The sequence below is a fragment of the Salinivibrio proteolyticus genome (assembly GCF_001996165.1).
In the GTDB taxonomy this organism is placed as follows: domain Bacteria; phylum Pseudomonadota; class Gammaproteobacteria; order Enterobacterales; family Vibrionaceae; genus Salinivibrio; species Salinivibrio proteolyticus.
The window spans coordinates 1-14622 of sequence record NZ_MUFP01000012.1; the positions used below are offsets into that span (position 1 = coordinate 1).

14 protein-coding genes, 2 tRNA genes and 1 rRNA gene are annotated in these 14622 nt (G+C 50.1%); 9 read left to right on the forward strand and 8 right to left on the reverse strand.

Translation table 11 applies throughout. The annotated features are described in order from the left end of the window. The 3 genes from rrf to BZJ19_RS10235 form a co-directional block, all read left to right on the forward strand. Positions 1 to 101: ribosomal RNA gene (gene rrf / locus BZJ19_RS10225) — 5S ribosomal RNA — on the forward strand; the annotation flags it as partial. A 202-nt stretch (positions 102 to 303) separates the two neighbouring features. After that, positions 304 to 380, forward strand: a tRNA-Asp gene (locus tag BZJ19_RS10230). A gap of 8 nt (positions 381 to 388) precedes the next feature. Continuing rightward, positions 389 to 465, forward strand: a tRNA-Trp gene (locus BZJ19_RS10235). A gap of 271 nt (positions 466 to 736) precedes the next feature. Here the strand turns inward: BZJ19_RS10235 and BZJ19_RS10240 are convergent. Continuing rightward, positions 737 to 1132, reverse strand: coding sequence for a gamma-glutamylcyclotransferase family protein (locus tag BZJ19_RS10240; RefSeq protein ID WP_077675571.1), 396 nt, complete (start codon positions 1130 to 1132; stop codon positions 737 to 739). 186 nt (positions 1133 to 1318) lie between these two features. Here BZJ19_RS10240 and BZJ19_RS10245 point away from each other — a divergent pair, with 186 nt between their 5' ends. Next, the gene (locus tag BZJ19_RS10245) at positions 1319 to 2161 is read left to right on the forward strand and encodes an endonuclease/exonuclease/phosphatase family protein (protein WP_102136129.1); all 843 of its coding nucleotides are present in this window, start codon (positions 1319 to 1321) and stop codon (positions 2159 to 2161) included. On the opposite strand, the gene BZJ19_RS10250 is transcribed toward BZJ19_RS10245, so the two are convergent. From BZJ19_RS10250 to gloB, 3 genes are all read right to left on the reverse strand, one after another. Further along, positions 2154 to 2843, reverse strand: a complete 690-nt coding sequence (locus BZJ19_RS10250) for a YIP1 family protein (protein ID WP_077675572.1) — start codon at positions 2841 to 2843, stop codon at positions 2154 to 2156. The genes BZJ19_RS10245 and BZJ19_RS10250 overlap by 8 nt on opposite strands. After that, positions 2840 to 4414, reverse strand: coding sequence for a lytic transglycosylase (locus BZJ19_RS10255; protein ID WP_077675573.1), 1575 nt, complete (start codon positions 4412 to 4414; stop codon positions 2840 to 2842). The genes BZJ19_RS10250 and BZJ19_RS10255 overlap by 4 nt, the downstream gene beginning before the upstream one ends. Before the next feature lie 70 nt (positions 4415 to 4484). Beyond that, positions 4485 to 5243 carry a hydroxyacylglutathione hydrolase gene (gloB, locus tag BZJ19_RS10260; protein WP_069587468.1) on the reverse strand — a complete coding sequence of 253 codons (759 nt, stop codon included), beginning with the start codon at positions 5241 to 5243 and terminating at the stop codon, positions 4485 to 4487. A gap of 32 nt (positions 5244 to 5275) precedes the next feature. On the opposite strand from gloB, the gene BZJ19_RS10265 reads away from it, so the two are divergent. Then, positions 5276 to 6001 carry a methyltransferase domain-containing protein gene (locus BZJ19_RS10265; RefSeq protein WP_077675574.1) on the forward strand — a complete coding sequence of 242 codons (726 nt, stop codon included), beginning with the start codon at positions 5276 to 5278 and terminating at the stop codon, positions 5999 to 6001. An 8-nt stretch (positions 6002 to 6009) separates the two neighbouring features. On the opposite strand, the gene rnhA is transcribed toward BZJ19_RS10265, so the two are convergent. Then, positions 6010 to 6474 (reverse strand): ribonuclease HI, encoded by a 465-nt coding sequence (gene rnhA, locus BZJ19_RS10270; protein WP_077661873.1) that lies wholly within the window; start codon positions 6472 to 6474, stop codon positions 6010 to 6012. Positions 6475 to 6525: 51 nt separating this feature from the next. On the opposite strand from rnhA, the gene dnaQ reads away from it, so the two are divergent. Beyond that, positions 6526 to 7248, forward strand: coding sequence for a DNA polymerase III subunit epsilon (dnaQ, locus tag BZJ19_RS10275; RefSeq protein ID WP_162274220.1), 723 nt, complete (start codon positions 6526 to 6528; stop codon positions 7246 to 7248). A gap of 8 nt (positions 7249 to 7256) precedes the next feature. Further along, entirely contained in the window at positions 7257 to 8561 is a 1305-nt protein-coding gene (locus tag BZJ19_RS10280; protein WP_077675575.1) for a TIGR03503 family protein, read from the forward strand. Between the two features lie 74 nt (positions 8562 to 8635). Here the strand turns inward: BZJ19_RS10280 and fadE are convergent, their stop codons facing one another. After that, positions 8636 to 11080, reverse strand: coding sequence for an acyl-CoA dehydrogenase FadE (gene fadE, locus BZJ19_RS10285; RefSeq protein ID WP_077675576.1), 2445 nt, complete (start codon positions 11078 to 11080; stop codon positions 8636 to 8638). 317 nt (positions 11081 to 11397) lie between these two features. On the opposite strand from fadE, the gene lpcA reads away from it, so the two are divergent. Together lpcA and BZJ19_RS10295 are read left to right on the forward strand one after the other, a co-directional pair. Continuing rightward, positions 11398 to 11976: a D-sedoheptulose 7-phosphate isomerase gene (gene lpcA, locus BZJ19_RS10290; protein WP_069587462.1), complete on the forward strand. Its 579-nt coding sequence runs from the start codon at positions 11398 to 11400 to the stop codon at positions 11974 to 11976. Between the two features lie 21 nt (positions 11977 to 11997). After that, positions 11998 to 12792: a class II glutamine amidotransferase gene (locus BZJ19_RS10295; protein ID WP_077455557.1), complete on the forward strand. Its 795-nt coding sequence runs from the start codon at positions 11998 to 12000 to the stop codon at positions 12790 to 12792. Between the two features lie 63 nt (positions 12793 to 12855). Here BZJ19_RS10295 and purN read toward each other — a convergent pair whose 3' ends face one another. Both purN and purM read right to left on the reverse strand, forming a co-directional pair. Beyond that, positions 12856 to 13509, reverse strand: a complete 654-nt coding sequence (gene purN, locus BZJ19_RS10300) for a phosphoribosylglycinamide formyltransferase (protein ID WP_077661870.1) — start codon at positions 13507 to 13509, stop codon at positions 12856 to 12858. Further along, on the reverse strand, positions 13509 to 14549 hold the full coding sequence (gene purM, locus BZJ19_RS10305; protein WP_077675577.1) for a phosphoribosylformylglycinamidine cyclo-ligase: 1041 nt from the start codon (positions 14547 to 14549) through the stop codon (positions 13509 to 13511). The genes purN and purM overlap by 1 nt, the downstream gene beginning before the upstream one ends. Between the last annotated feature and the right edge of the window lie 73 nt (positions 14550 to 14622).

Below are 14622 nucleotides of genomic sequence, written 5' to 3' on the forward strand. Positions count from 1 at the left end.
GCTTTGGACCCACCTGATTCCATGCCGAACTCAGTAGTGAAACGAAGCAGCGCCGATGGTAGTGTGGGGTCTCCCCATGTGAGAGTAGGACATCGCCAGGCTCTCATTGCTTATCTTGTTGATAGCTCGATGCTGTTGATATCTGCGATGCTCATGTATTGGCATACACTGCGCGTCTCGATTCAACATCCTCATCGCATCAAACAAGATAATCTAATTAGAGCTTAATCTTGGGCTTTAGTTAGCAAAAATTTAAGCATCAAAGCGGATACATGTAAGACTTTGATGAGACAGAATTGGTGCGGAGTGGTAGTTCAGTTGGTTAGAATACCGGCCTGTCACGCCGGGGGTCGCGGGTTCGAGTCCCGTCCACTCCGCCACTATTTATAGGGGTGTAGCTCCAATTGGCAGAGCAGCGGATTCCAAATCCGCGTGTTGGGGGTTCGAATCCCTCCACCCCTGCCATCTAAAAAGCACCGACAAATGTCGGTGCTTTTTTTTGATCTCAATACTACTGATAGACTAACTGATGGATAGTTTTGGGTGTGTCATCGAAACCGCGTGTTGGGCGCTGGAACGCCAGCCCGGTCGAATCCCTCTACCCCTGCCACTCGAAAAGCACTGACATCCGTCAGTGCTTTTTTTATTTCAATCTTATCGGCCAACTCCCTCTATCCCTATCTCTGCTACTCAAAAAGCACTGACGCTTGTCGGTGCTTTTGACTGTCTGACAGCGCTAATAGTTTTTAGCGACAAATTGGCTTGGGCCCGCTTCTTCTGGCTGATGGCTGAAGCAGAGCTCATAGGTGAAGGCGGTCGTGGTCTGTACCATGTCCATATTCGGTTGATAACGAATCTCTACAATAACGCGTTGATAGCCCGCCCCTTCGAATTCATCTAATTGGGGGATGGTCGCCGTAAGGTCTTTCGCTTTTAGCAACCAACCGTGCACGATATCGTCGGGATTGTCACTGAGTTCAATTCCTGGATAGCCTTTTGCCGATCCCCATCCACGATCCGTGCGTACTGCTTGCAATGTAGCGGGATACCAGTCTCCTTGAATATCAGCAAGTAAATAATGATTCCGTTCCCCCGGACACAGGGTGCCATACACAAATAGGTTATTGAGCATGTGGCGTCGCTCCTTGAATGTATATTGTTATTATTGCTTTCTCATCCTATCTCTGGGGCTCGATTATCGGCAAGTCATAAAGTGAGATCTTTGCTTGTATTTTAACCGCAAGACGCGCAAAATCGGCGCCCGAACTGATGGCAGGTTATACTCACAGAGGCTGAGTAATCAAAAGTGGTAGACGTGATGAAACGGCGAATTGGTAAAGCGATGGCGTGGGGCACAGCGATTCTAGTGCCGGCCGCTGTGATGGGTGTAAATGGCTATTTTACCGTACCAGATAGTACCCAGTTGCATACCGTCTCAGGTATTCATCGGCAATGTATTGATTATATTCATGCTTCTCCATTGGATGAAGACGGGCATTTTTCATTACTGGTGTGGAATATTTATAAACAGCAACGTCCTCATTGGGAGACGGCGCTGAGTCAATACCGTGACCCTCACCGGTTAATGTTATTGCAAGAAGCCAGTTTTGGTCCTCAGCTTGCTCGCTGGATCAATCAAGCGTCACTTCACTACGATCAGGCTTATGCGTTTGCTATGCAAGATGTCGTGGCTGGGGTGATGAATTTGTCGCAGGTTAATCCAAAGCATAGCTGTGCATATACCGCCATCGAACCTTATCTAAGACTGCCGAAAAGTGCTTTGTACAGTGAATATCAACTGTCTAATGGTCAGCGACTGGCGGTGGTGAATATTCATAGCATTAACTTTACGTACGCCATGTCAGCGTATAAGAAACAGCTGGCGGCGTTGGAAAAAGTGCTCGCACAGGTTGAAGGGCCGATTATTCTCGCTGGAGACTTCAATACTTGGTCCCAGCGTCGTTTAGAGGCGGTAAGGGCAATGGTTTCTAGATTATCGCTTCAGGAAATGGCGTTTAGCCCTGATGAGCGCATCACGAAATTTGGCTTGCCTTTGGATCATGTTTTTTATCGAGGGTTGGTGGTGGAAGGCGCGAAAGCGTTGGATAACGGCGCCTCCGATCATACTCCGATGGAGGCTCAGTTGAAGGTGATTAGCTAACGGCAATCATCAGGGCCCATCCCCCAAAGACGGCAAACCAAGGAAGGGTGGCAACCACAATTACTTTGCCTTGTTCAAGTGGCGTCCAGAGAGCCAAGACGGTAATGCTGAGCACCCAATACCAAGGAAGAAGAATAGGTAGGCTCGCCGCCCAAGCACTCCAATCTGACGTCATCGGCAATTTTAACAACCCGTTAAGGCTGTTGAGATCTGCGTGGGCGGGCAGAATGAAACTCTGTGACAACATCATATAAGTGTAGCTAGCCAGATCACCCACTACAGCCGGCAGTAGGATAAAGCTGGTTGCTGCAAGCCAATGTCGGTAGCCAAAAGTCGGCGCTTCTTGTTTGGTGGCAAGACGGAACCAAAGTGCCAGCGCGAAGATGACCGCTGCGCGTCCAAACCAGTCTCCTAGCACTTCTGACGCCAATAGGGTCTCACGCTCCAACCACTGCTGGGCATCGCCTTCGGACATAGAGAGTGTTTGAGTTAACACGCGCTGAAGGGTAGCCAGATCAGTGTGGTCGAAGTAGGCGTTCCAAAACGCCATTGAGCTAAAGCACAGTAATAAGTACGCCAGCCATGCCCATGCCGGACGCTGGCTCAATGCGGCAAAGCAGGCACTCGGCCGGATTACAATATCACGCAAGGCGAACAAAGGGTTGGAGGACGCTACCATCATGAGCCGCTACTCCGAGAGATATCAATATGCAGGGTAAGACGCTGACCCGGCTGAATATAGGCGTTCTTGCGCAGCTGGTTCCATTTGACCAGATCAGACACGGACACATTGTAACGCTGCGCAATGCTGCTTAGAGAGTCGCCTTGGCGAATCTGATAAGTGATGGTACGAACACGTTTTGCGTTATTGTTTTTATCCCAAACGACCAGCTTTTGCCCAATACTTAAGGTATCTCTGGGGCTCATGCCATTCCACTTTGCCAGTTGCTGGTAGTCAACGTCATAACGGCGAGCAATTGTCCAGAAGCTATCCCCTTTGCGCACAGTATGGGTACGCTTGTAACCGTCGCGTTCAGCGGCTTGTAACGCGGCAAGGCGCTGTGGGGCGCTTAAGGTGTACTGAGATTCGTCTTTCAATGAGACTGGGATCATCAGAGGCTGACCGACGCGGATACGCGTGGTATTCAGTTGGTTAGCGCGCTGTAGTACCTTGACCGTCGTATTGTAGTGGGCGGCAATTTCACTCAGGCTATCGCCCGATTGGACGTAATAACGCTCCACACGTAGCCCTTGGTTATTATTCTTCGCCAGTTCGGTGTTGAAACGATCGACCTTATTGATGGGAAGTAGCAAATGGGTAGGACCGGAAGGCGCGGTTGCCCAGTGGTTGTAAGCCGGGTTAAGGCTTTGTAACTCTGACACGCTCAGGCCAGCATAGTTGGCTGCCAGAGCTAAATCCATTTGGATGTTGGGTTCAACTAATGCCAATGCGGGTTTGTTCGCGATGGCGGGAACCTCAAGGCCATATTTGTCTTTGTGACGAATGACGTCGCCCAGTGCAATCAGTTTGGGGACGTAGCTGCTGGTTTCTTTGGGTAAATCGAGATGCCAAAAGTCGGTTGGCTTGCCCCGTTTTTCATTATTACGAATCGCACGAGCAACGCGGCCTTCACCGGAATTGTAGGCGGCAATAGCATGAAGCCAATTACCTTCAAACATACCGTTGAGGTATTCCAAGTAGTCCAAGGCAGCATCGGTGGCTTTTGCCACATCACGACGACCGTCATACCACCAATTTTGCTCCAGTCCGAAGCGTTCACCGGTTGCTGGTACAAACTGCCATAAGCCAGCGGCACGACCGTGAGAGTAAGCAAATTGATCAAACGAGCTTTCGACGATAGGTAGCAATGCGATCTCAAGCGGCATATTGCGCGCTTCCACTTTCTCAACAATTAAGTGCAAGAAAGGAGTGGCGCGTTCCGCGACGGTGGCAATGTGGTTTGGATATTTCAGGTACCAATTGCGGTACTGGCGGATAGCGCTGTTATTAGGGACAGGCAGTGACAGCTGCATGCTGATTCGTTGCCACACATCCTCCTGCATTTGCGGGGAAAGTACCGTTGGTGTCGCTGGGGTCGGTTGTTTCTTGGTCGCGGAAACGGTCGGTGTTGCTTTAACCGGGGTAGCCGCGACTGGGGTCTTTTTTGTTGCGATATCCGTATTCTGAGCATCACCTGTCAGCTGACAGCCACTCAGCAACAGGGTGCTCAAGATAACAAAACGGTACTTCATTGCATAAAACCTTCGTCCAAAATAGCCGATGATAATAGGGGCTGGCTCTATTGATGACAAGAGACTCAGCTCAAAATTCGTCCTTCCACTGCCGCAGAGCCCTGAATACTTCTAGTTCACTGTCATCAGTGGCACGGCCACTCACCGCTTGAATTACAGTCGGTTCGCTCGTTCGTAAAAATGGGTTTATGCGCCGTTCGCGCTCAATGGTACTCGGTAGAGTCTGTTTTTGCTGCGCGCGCAACCTATTTACTTCTTCTCTATACAAATGTAGCGCATCATTTTCTGGTTCAACGGTTAATGCAAAAGCGACGTTAGCCGCGGTGTATTCATGCGCACAGAAAACCTGAGTTTCGATGGGTAAGGATGCAAGCTTTTTCAATGAGTTAACAGCCTGTTCTGCGGTGCCACCGAGTAAGCGGCCGCACCCTGCTGAAAATAAAGCATCGCCGCAGAATAGCTTACCATCACCGACAAACGCGATATGATCCTCGGTATGGCCTTCTACGCCCACCACCAGAAAACGGTGATCAAACACATCAATCTGGTCACCGTCTTTCACTGCCATCGTAAGTCGAGGGATAGGCTTTACATCGGGACCGATCACCGCAGCACTTGGCGCAAAGCGTACTAAATCTTCAATGCCATTGGTGTGATCCCAGTGATGGTGTGTGATTAAAATGCAGGATAAGGTCAACTCATGTGCCTGAATGTAGTCGATAACTTGATGTGCTTCACCCGGATCGACCACCGCACAACGGTTATCTTCACTAATAATGAGCCATATGTAATTATCGTTAAATGCAGGTATGCTTTTGACACTGAGCATTGGGTTCTCCAGCAATAGAGTGAGCCTTGACCATGAAACCAGCGCGCATCGATTATCACTATGATTACCCCTATACGTGGGACCAAGTTGCGTATGGGGATTGGACACGAGCGCAGTTACAAACGCGTTTAGATGAATGCTTGCCTAACCTGTTTGGCTACCATTTACTGAAGCTCGGCGGGCTAAGCTGCGAACTGGTCAGCCAACAGTGTAACATTCAACACCAAGTCTGTGTGGATAAACGTAATCCAATGCGCAACTTAACCGCAGAGCATTATGCGCTTCCTTTCATCGAAAAATCGTTTGATGCGTGCTTACTGGCTCATCAACTCGACTATAGCGATGACCCTCACCGGTTGCTGCGTGAAGTGGATCGCGTGATGATTGACGATGGGTATCTTATTTTATCCGGCGTCAACCCGACCAGCGTGATGGGAATCAAGCGTGTATTGCGGGGACGCGGACAGCGACTACCATGGAGTGGACGTATGTTTTCTCCACTGAGGATCCGCGATTGGCTAAGTGTGATGAACTATGAGGYGACCACTGCAACGCACTTTGGTTTGTGGCCAACGAAACAGCCCAAAGCGAGACACGCTTGGGTAGAAAGCAGCTTTGCTGAATTCACGCCCTTGGTCGGCTGCGTCTACTTTATTATCGCTCGTAAACGCAGCTACCCGTTAAAACCCATCAAACCACGCTGGAAACTGAAAAAAGCCGTTGCGCCTTTAGGTGGGGTGGTGCCAAACGGTGGATAAAAACCTGCTTATTGAGGCTGATACCCTTCATCAACCAGAGTAGGGTGATTGGCCGCCTCTCGGGCTAATTCATCACAGCGTTCGTTTTCTGGGTGGCCAGCGTGGCCTTTTACCCAGTTCCACGTCACCGTATGCTTGGCAGCCGCTACATCGAGTTGCTGCCATAAATCAGCGTTTTTCACAGGCTTTTTATCCGCCGTTTTCCACTGACGTTTTTTCCAGTTATGGATCCATTGTGTGATCCCTTGGCGTACGTATTGGCTGTCTGTGGTAAGCACGACCTCGCATGACGAGGTAAGAGCGTTCAGTCCGACGATAGCCGCCATGAGCTCCATACGATTATTCGTTGTGAGGGTATAACCGGCGCTCAAGGTTTTTTCGTGCTGTTTATAACGCATCACCACACCGTAACCACCGGGACCTGGGTTACCGAGGCATGAACCGTCTGTGAAAATTTCTACCTGCTTGGTCATCTTTGGTACTATCGGGAATTAGAATCTGCCAAGTTTGACATAAGTATTGCCATGAAAGCGAATTACGATCGCCTTGTTGTTCTTGATACCGAAACCACAGGTATGAACCGCGAAGGTGGCCCTCATTACCAGGGACACAACATTATAGAAATCGGCGCGGTTGAAATTATCAATCGTAAGCTAACCGGTCGGCACTTTCATGCCTACATTAAACCGACACGTGCGATTGATCCTGAAGCTATTGAAGTACACGGTATCACGGATGCTTTTCTCGCCGACAAACCGACATACGCCGATGTGCATGAGGCATTTGTATCCTTTGTAGAAGGGGCAGAGCTAATTGCCCACAATGCACCCTTTGACGTCGGTTTCATGGACTACGAGTTTAAAAACCTGGGGGTGGCGTTAAAGACGAGCGAGATCTGTTCGATTACCGATACCCTTGCCATGGCGAAGAAAATCTTCCCGGGTAAGCGCAATAACTTGGATATTTTATGTGAGCGCTATGGTATTGATAATTCTCGCCGCACGTTGCACGGGGCATTACTTGATGCCGAGATCTTAGCCGACGTTTACTTACTGATGACGGGCGGGCAAACCAGCTTGTCTTTTAACGCAGGAACTGACACGGACAATGCGAGCCCGATGGCGCCGCGTTCGGTCAAACGTCAGAAACCGCTAAAGATTATCCCCGCGTCCGCCGATGAACTAAGTGCACACGAAGCGCGTTTAGATTTTATTGAGCAAAATGGTAGCTGTCTTTGGCGACAGTAGGAGAGCACATGAAAAAGCGGTGGTGGACTGCCTGTCTTTGTATCCCATTATTGGCGCAAGCCAATGAGCAAGAAATACGTCTGCTGGAAAACCGCTTTCGGGTTGATCCTACCATCGAGCGTGCCGCGTTCGTGATTTACCGAGAAGACCCCAGTGTCCCTGTGGTGCTTGTGCGCCCCGACGGCACTAAGTACTACGCTTGGCGACATCCGGATAAAGTTTCTTGGCACCAAGAATCGGACATGGACATCGTTTCCATTACTGATCCCATGCCCGGTCCGTGGCAAGCGATTGGCCGAGTTAGCCCTGATAACAAAGTAAAAGTGCTGAGCGATCTGCGTATGCAGGTTGATGATCTTCCTCCGCGTTTGTATCAGGGGGAAACGGTGAAATTCACGGCGCGATTAAAACTTGGCGATAAGCCACTCATCCTGCGCGATTTCATCGAGCGCGTTGATTTGAATGTCACCTTTACCGAATACGTCGAAGATCCTGAATCGCTCAACCCTGATCAGCGCCCTCAGCCGCGCTCACTCGGGCATTTTAGTGACGATGGGACGGGCTTAGACGAAAAGCCCAACGATGGTATTTTCACCGTCGCGCTGCCGGTGAATGTGATGCCCGGTAAATACCGAGCGCGTGTGACGTCAGGCAATGGCATTTTTTTCCGCACCTTAGAGCAAGAAGTGCTGGTGTACCCGACGCCATTGATGGCGACGTTTAAACAAAGCCAAATTGATGATGAGCCACACAAGCTGGTTATTCAGGCCGAGGAAGCCAGTATTGAGCCGGGTAGCATATCGGTGCATGCCAAATTTATCGACACGGAAGGGAAGACTACGGTTTACCAAACATCGAACGATGATAAATCCATGACGATGACATTGGACATCCCGTATGCATCCACGCCGGGCCAGTACAAATGGAGCAGTATGCTTTATGCGACGGATATACTGTCAGGTCGGCCGCTGGTTTTTAGTTTACCTGAGCAGACGTTTGCGGTGACCGATTATGAAGCGCTTGAACAAGCAGAAGCCGAGCGGTTGGCGCGTGAGCGTGAATTGCAAGCGGCAGCAGAAGAGCGGCGCCGTGAGCGAGAGAAAGAAAAGGCTCGCACGACATCTTTGCTGATTATCGGTGTAGGGAATCTATTGATTGTTCTGCTCGTGGCGGCGGTTTGGTTTGTGCTGAAAAAGCGCAAAGCCCGTAAGCTCGCTGAAGCAGCTCAAGAATTGGAAGCGCCGCCACCCGATGAAGACACGCGCGAAGAAATGGGCGATGAGTTGGACATGGATAAACCGGATAAAGAATAAAAAAGGGAAGTAAAGAATAAAAAAAGAGAAGGCAATTGCCCTCTCTTTTTATTTGGGCAGCTTAACGAGAATCATTAAGCTGCATCATGCATCTTTCCCACTTTGGTCGATGCAGCAGGAAGCTCTGCAGGGTCAAAGTCGTCAACATTGATGGTTTCTAGTCGACCCACTTCGGCGTCACGGAGCAGCTGTGCTTCTTGTTCGCTGATCACGCCCGCATCCAGACCTTTCTGTGCCACTTGGTCTAAGAACATAAATGGCAGTTTCTCGCCAATACCGTCACAAACTTTTTTGTGGATCGGCTCTGCAGTGAGAATGTCGTGAAGCGCTTTTTCGATATTCCCAATGGCGTTACCAGGCTCGAAGAATTGTCCACGGCCAATGCGATCACGCGTTGCACTTGGCGATTGCAAAATTACCGCAAGCTTACCGTCTAAGCGATCACTTGGTTTGCGGCGACCTTTACCCAATGGGAACACCAGAGTACGTACCAATCCTGCAATCATACGATTTGGGAAGTTGGCAAGGAACTCATCCAGCGCTTGCTCAGTTTGGTACATGGCATCTTGCATGCCCCAATGAACCAATGGAAGATCGTCTTTCTGATAGCCCTCATCGGCGTAACGTTTCATGGTTGCAGAGGCAAGATAAAGCTGGCTAAGCACATCACCCAGACGCGCTGACAAACGCTCTTTACGCTTCAAATTACCCCCGAGAACCGCCATTGAAACGTCAGCTAGCAGTGCTAATGCTGCACTGTAGCGGTTCATTTGCTGGTAGTAACGGCGAGTTTCGTCTTTACGTGGTGTTTTCGAGAAGCGGCCATCGGTCAGACCTAGCCACAATGTGCGAGCAAGGTTACTCATCACAAAGCCGACATGACCAAACAGTGCGCGATCAAAGGCACTTAATGCACGTTGTGAATCGGTATCTTCGCTGGCACGAATTTCATCCAAGACAAACGGATGACAGCGGATCGCCCCCTGACCGAAGATGATCATCGAACGCGTCAAAATGTTCGCACCTTCAACGGTTATTGCGATGGGTGAGCCCTGATAGTTGCGTCCCAAGAAGTTTTTAGGACCAAGGCAGATACCTTTACCGCCCACAACATCCATCGCATCAATCACACCTTGTTGACTTCGATGCGTACAGTGATATTTGACGATGGCGGAGATCACCGACGGTTTTTCTCCCAAGTCAATCCCGGTCACGGTCAGGGCACTGGCGGCATCCATCACGTAAGCATTGCCTGCGATACGCGCTAGAGGCTCTTCAATCCCTTCCATTTTACCGATCGGTAATTTGAACTGACGACGAATACGCGCATAAGCACCGGTTGCCAAGGCTGCTGACTTCAGGCCGCCTGTGGTGTTCGATGGCAGGGTGATGCCGCGACCAATCGACAGACATTCCATCAGCATACGCCAACCTTGGCCCGCCATTTTCTGCCCACCAATGATAAAGTCCATTGGAACGAAGACGTCATTACCCTGTGTCGGTCCATTTTGGAATGGAACGTTCAGAGGGAAGTGACGACGGCCGATATCGACACCTTCTAAATCGGTCGGGATCAGTGCACAGGTAATACCGAGCTCATCTTGATCACCAAGTAGATGGTCAGGATCGCGAAGTTTAAACGCGAGACCGAGTACGGTAGCGACAGGGGCTAGGGTGATGTAGCGTTTGTTCCAGGTGATTTTCATCCCCAGCACTTCTTTGCCTTCCCACATCCCTTTTGTGACTACTCCGTAGTCAGGGATCGAGCCCGCATCGGAGCCTGCCTCTGGGCTGGTTAAGGCAAAGCATGGAATTTCTTTACCCTCAGCAAGGCGCGGTAAGTAGTGGTCTTTTTGCTCTTCGGTACCATAGTGCTGCAATAGCTCACCCGGACCGAGGGAGTTAGGGACCCCGACCGTAGATGACAGTACGCCTGACACGCCAGACAGTTTTTGTAACACCAAAGACTGGGCGTAAGCGGAGAACTCGAGGCCACCATATTGTTTTTTGATGATCATGGAGAAGAACTTGTTGTCCTTCAGGTATTGCCATACCTCAGGTGGTAAATCTGCCAGCTCGTGGGTGACTTGATAGTCATCAACCATACGGCAGACTTCATTCACAGGGCCATCTAGGAACGCCTGCTCCTCGGCACTTAAACGTGGTGCTGGGATATCATGCAATTTGTTCCAGTCAGGCGTGCCACGGAAAAGATCGGCTTCCCACCATACTGTGCCTGCGTCGATAGCTTCTTTTTCTGTGGCTGACATTTCTGGCATCACAGACTTAAACGCTTTAAACGCTGGCTTACTGATCCAGTTGCGACGGAATGTCGCGATATTAAGTGGCAGTGCGATTACGGCAAAGATCAGCCAAGTGATCTGTCCGACACTACCCAGTAAAGTCCCTACTACTAGTCCCGCAGCCAATACAGCTGTTGAAACCAGCAAATTGGCACGATGGTATGCGAGTACGCCTGCCACAATTAGCATGGCAGCGATAAATAACCCTGTCGCCATCACGTCATCTCCTTCGGTTTAGTTAGCCTCCCCTCAAGTGAGGTAAGAGGTCGTACCACTTAATGTAAGCAAAAATTTAAATATTTGTAAATTGATACGGTGTGATGTGGCTTGCAAGGTGAGAAAATCATCAATCATTCTTCGCCAAAGTTGGAAAGATAGGTTGCCATTTGAACAAACGTGACCTAGCTCGAGACCAACACGCAAGCGGCAGTCGACAGGCACAAAACGATACGGTTACACTGACCTTAAATCCGCTCTCACCCCCCCGGTGCACAGAGTGAGAGCCTGGCCTTTTTCAACGATGGGAACATGCCATGTACCAAGATATTATTCGCGGTGAGCTGTCGGAAGCCGCTACTGTTCTGAATGCCTTTTTAAGTGACGACAAAAACATTCAACAAATTGAAGAAGCTGCCAAGCTATTGGCCGATAGCTTCAAAGCGGGTGGCAAGGTGCTTTCGTGTGGGAACGGTGGCTCGCACTGTGATGCCATGCATTTTGCCGAGGAGTTAACGGGCCGTTATCGTGAAAACCGTCCGGGATATCCTGCGATTGCGATTTCTGATCCAAGCCACCTTTCTTGTGTTTCCAACGACTTTGGCTATGAGTTTGTTTTTTCACGCTATGTTGAAGCCGTCGGCATGAAAGGCGACGTCCTCTTTGGTCTGTCTACCTCTGGAAACTCAGGCAACATTCTTAACGCGATCGATGCGGCGAAAGCGAAAGGCATGAAGTCCATCATGCTGACTGGGAAAGACGGCGGCAAAATGGCTGGTCTTGCGGATATCGAAATTCGTGTCCCTCATTTTGGCTATGCGGATCGTATCCAAGAAGTCCATATTAAGATTATCCATATCCTTATCCAGCTGGTGGAAAAGGAAATGGCGGCATAATGCTCGGAGGTAGATGAAAGAATGTGTGAACTGCTTGGCATGAGTGCCAATGTGCCGACGGATATCTGTTTTAGCTTTACTGGGCTTATTCAGCGCGGCGGAAAAACAGGACCGCATCGAGATGGCTGGGGCATTACCTTTTACGAAGGGAAAGGTTTTCGCACTTTTAAAGATCCCGCCCCAAGCTGCCAATCTAAAGTGGCTGAGCTGGTAACCAGTTATCCGATCAAAAGCTGTGCGGTAGTCAGTCATATTCGTCAGGCTAATCGAGGTGGCGTCAGCCTTGAAAACACGCATCCTTTTACTCGCGAAATTTGGGGACGTTATTGGACGTTTGCCCATAATGGTCAGCTATCTGGGTTTGAAAGCTTAGAAACGGGCCACTTTAAGCCTGTGGGAGAAACCGACAGCGAAAAAGCCTTCTGTTGGCTGCTTAATGAGCTGTACAAGCACTACCCACAGCAACCCGATAACATGTGTGAGGTGTTCGACTTTATCGCCTCGCGTTGCGATCGGTTACGTGCACTTGGAGTGTACAACATGCTGTTTAGCGATGGTGACTATGTGATGGCGTATTGCAGTAATAATTTGCACTGGATTACGCGGCGGGCCCCGTTTGGTAAGGCGAGCTTGATCGATCAGGAAATGACGGTTGATTTTCACGAGGAGACCACACCCAATGACGTCGTCACTGTGATCGCGACCCAGCCGCTAACCAATAATGAAAACTGGCACAAAATGGCAGAAGGGGAGTACTGCGTCTTCCATTTTGGTGAAGTGTATTGCACCAATCAAGATCAGTATGCAACGACCTGATTGCGGTCTTGCCAGCATAGAAAAGGCGCCATCAGGCGCCTTTTTTGATCAGGGCGAATCACACTAGGCTTTTAGGTCGTCATCGTCATCAGCTGCATAGCCAGCAGGGCCCAACGGCGCGCCGTCTAGCCAAGCTTGGCCAGCTTCCATGCGTAAGCGCTCTTCGACAAACCAGCGAACAACCAAAGGATAAATCTGGTGCTCTTGTTGTTGCACTCGGGCGGCAACGGTATTGGCGTCGTCTTCTGCAAAGATGGGGACACGTGCTTGTAAAATCACCGGGCCACCATCCAGTTCTTCTGTGACAAAATGCACTGAGGTGCCATGCTCGGTATCACCCGCCTCAATCGCGCGCTGGTGGGTATGTAACCCCGTGTATTTAGGGAGCAACGACGGATGAATATTCAGCATTCGTCCTTGGTAGTGCTCGACAAAGGCTGGGGTGAGTATACGCATAAAGCCGGCGAGAACGACCAAGTCAGGAGCGAACGCGTCAATGGCGGTTGCCAACGCATGATCGTAAGCGTCGCGAGTGTCATAGCGCGAGTTTTCGAGCACGCGAGTCTCGATCCCAGCATTATCCGCGCGGGTTAGGCCGTAGGCATCTGGCTTGTTTGCAATCACGCCAACAATTTTTGCGTTTTGCGGGCACTTATCGATTAAGGCCTGAAGATTACTGCCACTTCCCGAGATCAACACCACGATACGTTTTGTCATTACACCAACTCCACTTGCGCTTCGCCGTCAGCACTTGTTGCAATATGGCCCAACTGCCAAGCGGTTTCCCCAGACTCATTAAGCAGTGCAATCGCTTGCTCGGCATGTGCTTGCGGTAGCACGATGACTAAGCCGACGCCACAGTTAAAGGTGCGCAGCATTTCATAGTCACTGACATTGCCTTGTGCCTGCAACCAGTTAAAAATGGCTGGCCATTGCCAGCTATTTCCATCAATAACGGCTTTTGTACCTTGAGGCAATACGCGGGGAATGTTTTCCCAGAAGCCGCCACCGGTAATATGAGAAATGGCGTGGGCAGGGTATTGCTCAAGTAAAGTGAGTACTGACTTCACGTAGATGCGGGTCGGTGCCAGCAAGTGTTCAACCAAAGGTTTGTCTTCAAGTGGCATGGTTAAATCAGCCTCGCTAACTTCCAAGATCTTACGGATCAGAGAGTAGCCGTTTGAGTGAGGCCCGCTAGAAGCCAGACCAATCAGAGCATCGCCTTCACCGACCTTGCTGCCATCAATTAATGCGGACTTTTCCGCCACCCCGACACAAAACCCAGCGACATCATAATCATCTCCTGAGTACATGCCCGGCATTTCAGCGGTTTCGCCACCGATCAGGGCACAACCGGCTTGTTGGCATCCATGCGCAATCCCTGTGACCACATCGGCCGCTGTCTCAACATCTAATTTTCCGGTCGCGTAGTAGTCGAGGAAAAAGAGTGGTTCAGCTCCTTGAACAATCAGATCGTTCACACACATAGCGACCAAATCAATGCCGATCGTATTGTGCTTATTGGCGTCAAGCGCTAAACGTAATTTGGTTCCTACCCCATCAGTGCCGGAAACCAGCACGGGTTCTTTATACTTGGTCGGTAACTGACACAGGGCACCAAACCCGCCCAAGCCGCCCATTACTTCAGGACGGTGAGTTTGTTTGACGACGCCTTTGATACGGTCGACTAGGGCGTTACCCGCATCAATATCGACACCTGCATCCTTGTAGCTAAGAGATGATTGTTTACCGCTCACTGCAATTCCTCGCCGGAGTTGGAAGTCAAAAGTCGGCGCTATTCTATCAGTAGATAATTAGAAAGGAAAACGT